Genomic DNA, 12747 nt, shown 5'->3' on the forward strand with positions numbered 1-12747 from the left:
ATCAATTCAATGATAAATCATTAAAGGGTTTACTGAAATTTATTATGCATTATACCTATTTCTACGACGTTCCATCCTCGTTTGTCCTTGAGCAGTACCTTCTTTAAATTGATGTATTTGTTCTGTCATTTCATAAGTTGCAGCTGAAGCTGGTTCCTCGTAATTATGCTCACGTATTTTTTCTGGTGTTTTTCGTTTTGATACTTTTCCACCAAACTTAAATAATTTCATCTTAAATTTCGGTAATCTTGGAAGTGGAATCTTAAATGATAATTTTTTACGCTTCTTTTTTTGTTGAAATAGATTTATATTTTCTTTATTAACATCCTTTTCTTTACGGTGTAATAACATCGCAAGTAATCCACCTAATATAAGTCCACCAACTAAAAGCATGAGATATTTGAAATTGCTTGTCATTAAACTCGACATACGTTCAAGTATAACTAACGACTGTACTTCTTTAATATCCCAAAGTAAAGCGGCCCATAATGAGAATAAACCTAAAGTCAGTCCATATGTACGAAAACGGAATAAACATGGAATTAAAGCGATACAAGCGGCAATTTTCGCATTCGCTATTATGGAGCTTGTTGAAATATCCTGATGCCAAATGACTAACAGTAGTGTTATGAATGGCGCGTATGCTATCCAGCTACATATACGTGAATATATTTTTTTCGCAAAATAACTACCGAAACTAGTAAAAAATAAAAGGCCTCCAATATATAAAGATTGTTCTAGTGGGATTTGCTTTATTATTCCTGCAACTGGAAAGAGGCCGCTCAATAGCATCAATAACACATCTAATTTCTTCACAATTCCTCATTCCTTTCAAATTTCTTTTGAATCAATTCATATTGCTTTTCCATATGATGTAGATTTTATATTTCTAAAAAACATCTTAATCCTGTATGTAAATAAAGTAAATACGTAAAAGAGAAGATACATGACAAAAGATATCCTTATTTACATGAAAAAATGACAAATCCTGATCGATATAATGAACAGGATTTGTCTACTATTATTTAAAGCAGTGCGATTGAATCTTTCTTTTCTATCTTTACTATATCTACATCCAATTCATCATCAAACTCTTTAAACTCTCTTGCATCTATATCCGTCATATAGCTCTTTATTATTTTCGCCATATGCATAGAATATGGCATGTGTATATTCTTTTCCAAAAGCATACTTGAATTACAGCACATATAATGTACCATTTTGGCAATATAGTTCCTTTCAACCGCTTTTACACCTAGCGGTAAAATTTCAAGTATGTATCGCTGCAATGTTTGATTACCATTAAATAAATATTCACCAGTGCTATAATACATTCCTTTTTGATCTGTGTATAAACTTGTGCCATCCAGTACATCATCACATTCTATCGCACCGTATTTTGGTACATCAAAAGATGTATTTATTCTTATAATGTTTAAGTTTGGTACCTTTAGCACATCAGGGACAATCTCTGGTAAAATATCTATATCAATTTTTTTATTTTGCAACTCTTTTATCCAATATTTTCTTACATTCGCATCTATAATGAAATATACTTGCTCATTTTGCTCTTTTGCGTGTTGTAAAATTCCCGTTAGTGTTTCAGAGACAAATTGTTTAAATTGAACCCCCATATCATTTCTTTTTGAAGGCTGTGGTAAAAAACTATTATGTTTATTTATATTTAATAATAAACGATCAATCGTTTGCCATTCTGTATTCCCATATAATTTATATGAAATTTCTTTACCTTTTATTTGTGAAATAATAGGTAAGAAATCAAATTTTGAGATTCGTTCAATTGATAAATTAACATATGTACAAGGTAAATTTATCTTATTCCAACTACGTTTCAAAAATCCTTTTTGTTCTAATAAACTAAGAACACAATTTATAATTGTTTTACGAGATACACTTTGGCCTATAAATAAATTAATAAATGCCGAAATACGGTTTGTTCGTGCGAACCCTTCTCTAACGATTTGCTTTGGATCAATTTTTTCGCGCCCATCACAATTTTTCATTGCGATTAACGCCAATGTCGCATCATTACGCTCACCTGCAGTAGCATAGACCGCTTTCATAACATCCTCTACTAAATTTGTTTTATATTTCTGGCAATATTGCATTTTATATGGGTTTTGCAAAACTTTTTCAATATTATATCTTACTATTTTTAATAATACTGGAGAATCTGCATTTAATACATATGAAGACTCACCAATTTGAGCTAACACAATTTCACTTTCAAATAACGCTTGTTCTACTTCCATTGAAATTTTTTTAGACCATATTTCTAACGTTATAGTCTCTAATCCTTTTGGAGCAATTAAAGGGAATAATTCATTTTCATTATTTGTTGCTAGCTTTTTACATTCTGGTAGTAATGTGAAATAAGAGAATTTTTGCTGAAACCCTTTAAATAAATACTCTCTTTCCTTTACTTTTATACCAGGTTTTATTTTAGTACCTTGAACTTTATATATTCTCTCATTGTATGGAAGCAACACCCTAAGATTTGCTCCTAACATATAATCTTTCGGATATTGAAGAATGTGCTCTAATTCAACTTCTCCACCTATATGAAAATCATCTTTTAAATTTCTAAAAATCTTAATCCATTTTATGCCGTTTGTAGTTTGTTGTACTTTTAGTTTTACAAACCGTGATTTTTTATTATTCGATGCAAATTCTGGAGTAGAAATTAATACCATGCCCCGTTTTCGTCTTAACAGCAAAGGAATGTCTGGATGGTTATATTCTTGATATTAAGAATGATTTTATGAGCATTTCGTATAAGTTTGATTTAACTGATTAAAGCTATTTTCAAAAACGACATATCAGCGATAATTTATGTCTATTCCGTATACGTGTTAGCAAGTTCGTTTGCAAACTTGTTAGCACTTTTTTATTTTTCTTCTATTACATAAACCTACACAAACATGGTAGCTTCAATTAATTTTCATTATAAAAAAGAGCTTAGCTAAGTAGCCAAACTCTTCTAAAAATATTATCTAGAGAACTTTCTTTCCTAATCTTTATTATGTATAAAATAATTCGTGTATTTTAAATATTTACTACTTGGTAACTCTTCGACAGTTGCTGCTATCTCAGTATTTTTATCACTAATATCAATTTCAAGGAAGTTGATAATAAATTCTTGTAATTCTTTCTTTTTTTCTATATCAATTACATCTTCCTTTTCTTTGTTTAATTTGTTTAATTTTTTTAATAAGATTAAAGCGTTCTTCAATCTTATAATCTTTCGGGGCTCTACATCTGCAGCATACATACATATTGTATCTTTAATAACCTGTCGTTCTGTCAATGTAAATGACGGGGCATCCTGCTCTTCGGATGTCTCTAATTCTTCTTGATATTCAGACTGTTCTTTTGTTTCTGCCCCCTCAAACTCTTCTTGATTCCCGAATTGTCGTAGTATTTCTTCGGCCTCTAATTCCTCATGCTCTTCAAATAATCGTGTTGATGCCTTATTTGTACCCTGATTATCTCTTTTTATATCATTTCCATCAAATAAATGATCTACCAAATTTCTATAATCAATACTATCTTCAAGGTAAAGTGACAAATCTAGATACTTATCCATGTACTCCTTTCCTAACTTATAATAATCTACATAAGCATCTTTATCGTTTCCTTCAACAAATCCTTTATAATTCTTATAGCTTTGAATAAATAATTGCTTATCTTCTAAAGATATATTTCGTCCTATAATTGGAAACAGCACATCATGGTTAAATGAAAATATACACGAGATTGTGGACTTATTATTCATCTCATTATTATTATATTCTTGTTTTTCTAATACCCTTTCTTCATTTAACGATTTAAATAACTGAATACACTCGATTATATCTGGTAATAAATCTTTATGAATCCGATCTAATTCATCTAATATTAATAAAATCTTAATATCCTTTTTTTTCGGAACATCGTTTAACAAATTTAACAAAAGTCTATATTCATTAATACTTCTCGAATACGTGTTATCTATACTTCTATTATCTGTTAAAAACACATTTTCTTTAAATATTGATGACATGCTTTTCACTAAAGTATAACAAGCGGTAACTATCGTAATGAGAAAAGTAACTTCTCTTAGATTTTGATTTTCTCCCATTAGTAAAGGCATAAATTTATAAATAATAAATCCAAAGATACTACCAATCCCTAAAATACTTATCCATCTATTTTTACCTTTTAACCATTCCCAAAAATTCCGAGCAAAAAATCTCGTTTTAAAAGAAATAAATTTCCATTTAAAGTTAAATGTATTTTTTCCATCTTTAGAAATTTCATCTATCAATTGATTAAGTATCCTAATCCATAGTTGATCTTTCTTATCAAATACAGAACAATCTACTTTACAAACCAAGTATTCGTTTTTCTCTGACTTTCTTTCTCTAATTGCGTTAGACAACATTTGCAATATAGAACTCTTACCCATCCCCCATCTAGCAAATATACCTAAATAAAATGAAGACTGATTACTATCTGTATATTCCGTATAAAAATCACTGAGCTCTTTAACTAGAATATCCCTTCCTAATAAATCTGTTTCCGTTATTCCATCACTTTGCGCGTCTTTTCCTTGTGGATTTCCTTTTTCAATTTGTATATCCACCATAAGGTCTTCCCTCATACTATTTTCTAACCATTCTGCTTCATCCCTCCACCCAAATTCCTCTACTAATTCCTTTCTTCTCCTTTCATCCTCTTGTTCTTGTTCTTGTTCTTGTTCTTGTTCTTGTTCTTGTTCTTGTTCTTGTTCTTGTTCTTCCTTTCTTCTCACTTCGTTCCAAAATTCCTCTTCTTCTTCCATTAGTCTATCTTGCCTTGCTTTTGCGTCTTCCCATTTTTGCTCTTCTAGCCATTGCTCATTTTCTAATTCCTTTTCTTCCTTTCTTCTCACTTCGTTCCAAAATTCCTCTTCTTCTTCCATTAGCCTATATTGCTTTGCTTCTGCGTCTTCCCATTGCTCTGCTTCTATCTGCGCTCGTTCTTCTGTATTTTGTTTTACATTTATTGTGCTTATTTTATTCTTTTTTCTTTTTAATTTAAATACAATTATGTCACGATTATCATTAGTTAACATTCTATGGTACCCAATATATACCATCTCATCTATAAATTTAACAATTCTACGTTTTACACTTTCAAACAAAAATATCCTTTTGCCTGTATATTCGTGATTAAAAATAACCTTATTTCCACCAGTAAATCCCTTTTCAAGGCTATGATCTTCAGGAGAAGAATAGTAAAATACTTCTTCGTCATTTTCATATCTCCACTGTTTTTTATTATCAGTTGTAAAAAGAAAAATATAATTATATTTCTTAGACACCGAAATACCAGTATCATTTCTTCCTCCCCAATTTTGATGAATCTCTTCTCTAGCATACTCTTTTCCTTTTATTAAATATTCATCAATTCTATTCACAGTCATTAATCTTATTGCCTCCTCTTAAAATCAATATAATTATATTTCATAATTTTTGTTAAATCTATATAACCATTAATATATTTATAGAAATTACAAAATACTGCACTTTTATGAAAGCACAGTATATCAAGAAATTTAAAGATAAACTTACGTTTAAATTACCCTTTCTACAGTTTACTTTGTATTTTAGGGATGCATTTAGTTTAAAGACCAAATTTAAGTTCGATAAAATAACGAAATGACCAATTGAACAAGTGTGTCTGCTCATAGTTGAGTAGACACACTTGTTCAATTCACATACACATAGGCTTCATTTGCTGTTAAATATGTAACAGCACTCTTAATTCAATTGTTAACCAGTTCATTTTATAACATTTTATTACTTTTTATATTTCTTCTATTACATAAACCTTCACAAATACATCATACTTAGCTGCTAACTGCTCCAATTTAATTTCTCTATATTTCGTAACCGTGAAAAAATGAATAACTGGCATTTTCCCGTTATGCTTCTGTTTATAAATTTGCGTAAGCTCTTCATATTTTTTTAACTTCACCTCATTCACTTTCATTTTCTGCGAACGGTCTATTTCAACTGCATGAAGTATACTTTCTTCATCCCTGAACTTCACATCAGGAACTATTTTCTTTTTCTCTTTATTCTTTATATAACGTATGTCCGTTTCTATCTGCCATTCGTCTGGACAAAACAAATGCAGCCATGCTTCGTTCCGTAACAATGCATGAGCTAGTTTTCCTCTTGATACAACCTTTCCATCATCACCGAACATGGCATGCCCTTCTTTATTCAAATAATACACGTATTCTTTCCCTTGCATGGTTTTACTCACGTATGGTTTTAAATCTCCCATAATACGGTTTGCGTTTCGGATACCACCCATATCATGCACACTCATCAAATGTCTTCTTGTAGCAAACTGAAGCTTTCTAATCGTCGCAAGTATCGCCATCTGACGGTTGATTTTCATGTGGCTCTGGATGTTCATGTTTTTCCACCTCATATTCTTTTAGATGTTTCCACATCATTTCATCGCTAATATAAGGAACTTGAATTTCAGTGAGCCGATCTGTTTTAAAAATCGCACGCCCTGGAATACTCTGTATCGATTCTAGTCCTGGTTCATCAATTACTACTTCGGATGCAGTTTGTGTCGGTAAACGAAAACCTAATTTTGCATCTGCATTTTGTTTCACTTGGCGTGGTAATGTATCGCCTGTTGGATACTGTGTACAAAAGATTAATCTAAAACCAAGAGCGCCACCTATACGTGCAATATGGGAGAGTCTTTGCTGACAAAGGCCTAATAATTTTCTTTGTTTTTCCTTCATACTTCTATCCGGGCATAATTCAGCCCCTTCATCTACGATTACAAAGAACCGTTCTTTCTCATTTGTTTCCACAACATTCGTATATCTATTGTCTTTCATGTACTTCAATTTCTCTTCCATCTTATTTAAAATGTTTTCCAATACTACAAATGCTTGCACAGGCGTTTCGGCTACCTGCTCTACTTGCTGCAAGTTTTTATATGGCCCAAACTCTAGCCCTCCTTTTAAATCGATAATATATAGATGCGTATGATCTGGTTGTGCTGTAATAAGAGAGGTAACTACATTTTTCAAAAAGACTGTCTTCCCCATCCTTGTTAATCCACCTAACGTCATATGTGGCGTTTCATCAAAGTCGTGATAAATAAGTTTTTCCAAACTCTGACCTATTGGAACGCGCCATTTCCCTTTCTTCACTAATCCTGTTGACCAATTCCACTTCTTCGGTATCTCTCTATGGAATACACGGATATTCAATTTATAATTATCGTACTGGATCCGCACCGGCTTACTTAACCCCTCGCTCACCACATCTTCTACCTTCTGAATAATTTTACTCGGCATTCCTAACGGTAAGGTGTAAACATAAGTCGTACTACGATCATCATCGATTTGTTTTTGGAACTTTGGATATTGCAATTTTTCTTCGTTATTTCTTTTAATCGCAATACCAGCCACCTCAAAAAACACCTGTATTTTTCGCTTATCATCATTTTTACTTTTGAACTTTTCGCCGAATAAAACCACTGTCAAACCTGCAGCTGGAACAAGTAATAATTCAATCATTTTCTCCACTCCCCATATACCCTTTATAAGGGTATATATCCCTTGTTTTTGGAAGACTCCCGTACGTGCTATATGTTAACGACCTGTAAATGTCCCACAATTCCATGTTGGTATTCCCCTATAGAAACGCGAAAAGAACATAACGTAGAAGATACAAGAACGAGCCTGTGAGCGTAGTGTACATGGTCATTCGTGGAAGCCAACGTGGAACACTCTGGCCCATTTTCTCTGCAACCTTCATCGTAATAACTGACAAGCCAGTTGCCGTCCATACTACTACTGCTTCACCAACAATTGTCATTTGAATCCCTCTTTTCGAATGAGTTGTAATCCCTTCGGTGTCATAACCGGTTGATACTCATTAATGACATCTTCCCAATCAAGCATTTCATCCTCGTCTTCATATAAATCATCCATTATATCGTTTGATAAACGGTAATAGCCTTTGTACTCACGATTATCAAAAACCTCATGTCTTGCCATGTGATCCACAATTGCATTCGTTTCTTTTTTACCATTAGAAGCTTTATACATACTTCTTAATTCTTTTGATGGATACAGGTAAGGTGTTTCGTTTAAATGTGAATATTGCCAACGCATTTGCGCCCTCTCCCTTCTTGGTGTCTTTGATTCCACTTGGTATTCCACGTGGTCTTGATATAGGTATATGACTTAGAAGAAAAGATTTTGCCTGTCTATACAAATTTAATTATGATTTTTTTACAAATTATATTTTGAAGGTAATTCCCTTTACCATATGGAATAGTTCAACAGGTGATGATATTGATTATTTTGAAGAGTAATATTGGAGAATTATTAAAACACAGTGGATTAAAAGGAAAGTGGATTGCTCAACGATTAAATATAAGCCAGAATCAAATGAGTAATTATGTAACTGGTAAATCTTATCCACCAGTAGACAAAGCATTTGAGTTAGCCAAAATATTCGATTGTAGGGTCGATGATTTATACGAGGTACAAGAAAAAGACCCTGCTGATTAATTACTAGCAGGGTTTAACACGTATTGAGGTAAAGGTTGTCCCTCAATAGACTCCATATACATTTCAGCCAAACTCGATCCATCGATTAGCTGTACATTCAATTCTTCAGCATATTTTTTTGCATTTTTCGAAAAGCCACCTGTTGATACTACATAACCACCTTTTGCATCTCTTTTGGCAATATTACTGTGCACCAGGGCAATTGCTTTATAGGACATGTCATTGCACAAACACTTCACCTGCCCCAGATAAAGTTCACCGTTTACTGTATGTTCAAAGTCTACACCATAATCACCTGTAGCTACCGTTACAAATGCAGAACCACCATAATACTTTTCAATTACATCTGCTACAAAGGCTTCAAATTCCAAGGGTGTTTGACGTATAAATACTGATGAGCACTTTTCATTTTCTAATGGCTTCATAAATCGATAATAAAGCCCCATTGCTAAAGTACGTTTAAACTCTTCATCTTTATTAAAACGAGCAATGAGTTGGTATAAATGATGGTCTTTTCTTCTTTTATAGACATACCATGAAATGTAAAGTATACCTGCTATCACTAGAAAACCATATAACATATTCAAACCTCCTTAGAGGTAGTATTTCTTACAAAAATCTTTTTATTAAGTAACTTTTTGTAAAATTTTTCTCTTTAATCTGATATAATTATAATCGATGTTATACATAAATTAGGGGGAAATTGGATGAAAACAAATTTAATTAAGGTAGTAGCTGCAGGTGCATTAATCACAAGTGTACTTGGCGCTTGCTCAGAATCTTCAAATGTAGAAGTTAAAAAGAAGGATTCTGAACCAAAACAGGAACAACAATCAAGCCCTTCACCTAAAGAAGAGAAAAAAGAAGAATCAAAGGCTGGCTCTCGCTCAAATCCTGTAGCTATGGGGCAATCAGCAACTTTTGAAGACAAAATTTTTGATCAAGCAACTTCAAAAGCTTATAAGGCAAAAGTAGAGGTTTCTATTCAAGAGGTTCTCCGAGGGGAACAAGCATGGCAATTAATTCAACAGGAAAATCAATTCAATAAAGCTCCTGCTGATGATATGGAATATGTTCTAGTAAAAGTAAAAACTAAAGTAGTTGATGCGGATACAGCTGATTTCGCGTATAATTCTACTGATATTATGAATACAGAATATGTTTCTGCAGATGGAAAAGTATATCAAATGGATACAGAACATCATCCGGTTATTGCGACACCATTACAAAGTGAAGTATTTAAAGGTGCTGAAGCCGAGGGTTATTCTGTACAATACATAAAAAAGAATGATGATTTCAAATTTGTTTATAAAACATTAGGTATGCAAAAAGTTTATTTTAATACTAAATAAATAAAAAGGCTCCTATATAGGAGCCTTTTTTCATCTCATAAGAGCAGTTTTAGTATTAACAGATTGATTATTTACATAAAAATACTTATTAACAATCTCTTTTGAATCTACAAACGATAAAGAAATAGAATTAATAAACTCTTTGTCCTTATAAATTGTATTTACAACATGATATAAAGTATTCGTAAAATCCTCTATTTCTTGTTCATTATAGTAACAGTATGTAATCGCAGGATTATCTACATTCGTATTTAAAAAGTAATGATATAATCCACTCAAAATATGATAGTCATTCTCCGGATGAACTCCAAAGAAAACAATATGGTCAATTTCAGAGCATCGCATTTTATAAGATAGTACTTCTAAAGCATCAACCCTTGGCTGAGTTAATGCTTGTTTGCCCAGTACAAGTGAATACATTATACTGTCCAACATTTTTGTGGTAGTATAGTCACCCAATATTATGTCATTCGTATAAAACTTACCATTACCATGTTTTAAAGCGTAAGACTGATGATATGTAAAACCATGTAATCTATTTTGAAAATGTCCGTGTAAATATGTAACAGATCGATTAGTAATCTGTTCTAGAATTAAATCATAATTCAAACTAAACAGTTCTTTAAATCCTGCCAGCCATTGTTTTATGGAATCATGGTTAATCTCATCTATTTTATCTAATTTTTTTATATCAATAGCTTTACCATTCCCAAAGATAATGGTAATCATAAGCAAACGATAATAAATAGAAAACCCATTATATCTTGTTTTATACATCACATTTGTATTTTGCCCCTGAGGCATTACGCTTTTCTCCCATCCTTTTCTTAGTAGCTTTATGAAACGATTACTTTTTTGCGTGTATTTTTTAAATTCAGGCAGATTTTCTATAAGATGATACAACCATATAAGCGTCGGCCAATTCTCAATATTAACCGATTTAAACCCTTTTTTATTACCAATTTCATATATCCCTTTTGTTATTTCTAACATACTGGGCGCGGCTTTAGATTTATTCAGATGTCTATTATGTTCTAGAAAATTATTAATCTTAGAATTCATAGTAATAAACCCTGCAAAATCCACAGCGTCTTCAAAAATTTTCTCTAGTTGTTTTTGATTAAACTTACGTACATATTTCACTACATTTTTGTAATTCTGAGTGAGTATTAGTTTGGTATCTAGATAAACTGTAGGAGAAATAGTAAATTCCCCTAATTTATTCAAAGCATCGTTACCTACTTTTAAAGAATCATAAATCCCCCTAAAACAGCTATCAAAATTCATACTAAATCCATTACCAATAATTAACCCTGTATTGCGCATAGAAATTTGTTCTGAAAATTGTTCAATTTGTATTTTATTCACGTTACTCACTTCAACTCCATCACTAGCATATTTTTATATACAAACAAAATCATATCACAATAAATTCCCAAAATAAAAAAGCAGGCCTCCATATTAGGAGCCTGCTTTTAATTTATTTTCACGTGTATTAAACTTGTTTTGGTATAAACTATTCTTTTGTTTTATTTAACTTCAAACCACCAGCCTTTACGTTCAAGCCAGTCTTTCATACCATTTAATTGCGCATCACTAGTTGGTTCAGTAACAAAATACGTTAATCCATCCGATTGTAATCTGAAGTTTGCTGTCATTTTGACCGATGTCAATGCTTGCATAACTTCAGGAGTTTCATACGGCGAAAAAGCACCTGATTGAATAATATTTTGTTTAGGCACCTCCACTTCCACTTGCTCTTGTACTGCTCCCGTAAACCAAGACAATGACTTACTCCCTATAAGTGAATTTAAGTCACATTTCCCGATACCAGGTACATTCCCCGTTTCCGTGTATTGCCAAATATCACAAGGATATGCTGGCTTGTTACCGCCATAACGCGGAACCCATACAAAGTCACACTTTACGTTTGCCATACCAAACGGTGCATACATATGATGTCCAACATATAATCCGACTTTCTTAGCACCTAATCGATATAATTCATCGATAAAAGCCTGTGTGCCGGCTCTCATATCATACATTGTTTTCACTTCTACATCCGCAACCCAAACCGTAGCATTTTTATCACCGCGACTCCAGAAGTCTTGTGCTTCTTTCTTCGCATCAGCAATTGAAACAAAACGACAGAATGCATAATTACCAAAAGGAATGGCATACTGCTTCATGCTTTGTACATATCCTTTATACAATGGATCCACGTAATTTGAGCCATCCTGCACACGAGCAATTACAAAATCCAAATACTGTTTTGCGACTGGCCAGTTGATATTACCGTTCCATTTTGAAATATCTACGATTTGACCCATTATTGATCATCTCCTTTTTTCTCTTCTTGTTTTTGTTTACCGCCTAAAATTTCAACTGCATTCGTTAATGCTGAAGGCAAAGGGATTCCCATACGTCCTGCATTTTCTAAAAGAGATAACAACTCATTCCCGATAAAGAAGAAAATCGTCGCTTCACGAATGGCGCTATTGCTTCCAAACGCTGAATCTAACTGTGCTGCCACTCCAACCACAAGAAAAAGCACCACCTTTTTGGCGATGCCTTTGAAACCAACTTTACTTTTTAACTCTCCGTTATATCCTGCTGCGAATACTCCTGTGATATAATCGATAGCTGCCATGATAACTAGAACTTTCAATGTTGCATCCCATCCTCCCCAAAAATACCCACAGAAGCCACCAAACGTAGCTATAAATGCTTTCAGTAACACATCAATACGATCCATCTTTTCACTCCTTTTTTAGATAATAAAAAAAGACCAGC

General features: G+C 32.7%; 12 protein-coding genes and 1 pseudogene. 2 read left to right on the forward strand and 11 right to left on the reverse strand.

Annotated features, from left to right (window positions below):
* Window positions 1-42 precede the first annotated feature (42 nt).
* The 7 genes and pseudogenes from QCI44_RS15090 to QCI44_RS15120 form a co-directional block, all read right to left on the reverse strand.
* Window positions 43-816: a DUF3959 family protein gene (locus QCI44_RS15090; protein ID WP_016087720.1), complete on the reverse strand. Its 774-nt coding sequence runs from the start codon at window positions 814-816 to the stop codon at window positions 43-45.
* Between the two features lie 209 nt (window positions 817-1025).
* Window positions 1026-2768, reverse strand: a pseudogene (locus tag QCI44_RS15095) (RNaseH domain-containing protein); the annotation flags it as partial.
* Window positions 2769-3031: 263 nt separating this feature from the next.
* Entirely contained in the window at window positions 3032-5467 is a 2436-nt protein-coding gene (locus QCI44_RS15100) for a P-loop NTPase fold protein (protein WP_353811250.1), read from the reverse strand.
* Window positions 5468-5850: 383 nt separating this feature from the next.
* Complete coding sequence (locus tag QCI44_RS15105; RefSeq protein WP_353811251.1) at window positions 5851-6471, reverse strand: replication-relaxation family protein; 621 nt, start codon at window positions 6469-6471, stop codon at window positions 5851-5853.
* Complete coding sequence (locus QCI44_RS15110) at window positions 6413-7600, reverse strand: FtsK/SpoIIIE domain-containing protein (protein ID WP_353811252.1); 1188 nt, start codon at window positions 7598-7600, stop codon at window positions 6413-6415. Before QCI44_RS15110 ends, QCI44_RS15105 begins: the two co-directional genes overlap by 59 nt.
* Before the next feature lie 118 nt (window positions 7601-7718).
* A complete protein-coding gene (locus tag QCI44_RS15115; protein WP_061674231.1) occupies window positions 7719-7901 on the reverse strand; it encodes a hypothetical protein in 183 nt (60 codons plus the stop codon).
* Window positions 7898-8200: a hypothetical protein gene (locus tag QCI44_RS15120; protein WP_353811253.1), complete on the reverse strand. Its 303-nt coding sequence runs from the start codon at window positions 8198-8200 to the stop codon at window positions 7898-7900. Before QCI44_RS15120 ends, QCI44_RS15115 begins: the two co-directional genes overlap by 4 nt.
* Window positions 8201-8392: 192 nt before the next feature.
* On the opposite strand from QCI44_RS15120, the gene QCI44_RS15125 reads away from it, so the two are divergent.
* Window positions 8393-8602 carry a helix-turn-helix transcriptional regulator gene (locus tag QCI44_RS15125; RefSeq protein WP_306648039.1) on the forward strand — a complete coding sequence of 70 codons (210 nt, stop codon included), beginning with the start codon at window positions 8393-8395 and terminating at the stop codon, window positions 8600-8602.
* Here the strand turns inward: QCI44_RS15125 and QCI44_RS15130 are convergent.
* Window positions 8599-9183, reverse strand: coding sequence for a restriction endonuclease (locus tag QCI44_RS15130; RefSeq protein WP_353811254.1), 585 nt, complete (start codon window positions 9181-9183; stop codon window positions 8599-8601). The genes QCI44_RS15125 and QCI44_RS15130 overlap by 4 nt on opposite strands.
* 126 nt (window positions 9184-9309) lie before the next feature.
* Here QCI44_RS15130 and QCI44_RS15135 point away from each other — a divergent pair, with 126 nt between their 5' ends.
* Window positions 9310-9954 (forward strand): hypothetical protein, encoded by a 645-nt coding sequence (locus QCI44_RS15135; RefSeq protein WP_353811255.1) that lies wholly within the window; start codon window positions 9310-9312, stop codon window positions 9952-9954.
* 30 nt (window positions 9955-9984) lie between these two features.
* On the opposite strand, the gene QCI44_RS15140 is transcribed toward QCI44_RS15135, so the two are convergent.
* The 3 genes from QCI44_RS15140 to QCI44_RS15150 form a co-directional block, all read right to left on the reverse strand.
* Complete coding sequence (locus tag QCI44_RS15140) at window positions 9985-11322, reverse strand: hypothetical protein (RefSeq protein WP_353811256.1); 1338 nt, start codon at window positions 11320-11322, stop codon at window positions 9985-9987.
* Window positions 11323-11483: 161 nt separating this feature from the next.
* Window positions 11484-12284: a GH25 family lysozyme gene (locus QCI44_RS15145; RefSeq protein WP_353811257.1), complete on the reverse strand. Its 801-nt coding sequence runs from the start codon at window positions 12282-12284 to the stop codon at window positions 11484-11486.
* Window positions 12284-12709, reverse strand: a complete 426-nt coding sequence (locus QCI44_RS15150) for a phage holin family protein (protein WP_353811258.1) — start codon at window positions 12707-12709, stop codon at window positions 12284-12286. The genes QCI44_RS15145 and QCI44_RS15150 overlap by 1 nt, the downstream gene beginning before the upstream one ends.
* Window positions 12710-12747: the final 38 nt, after the last annotated feature.

This window comes from Bacillus cereus group sp. RP37, assembly GCF_040459695.1.
Classification (GTDB): domain Bacteria; phylum Bacillota; class Bacilli; order Bacillales; family Bacillaceae_G; genus Bacillus_A.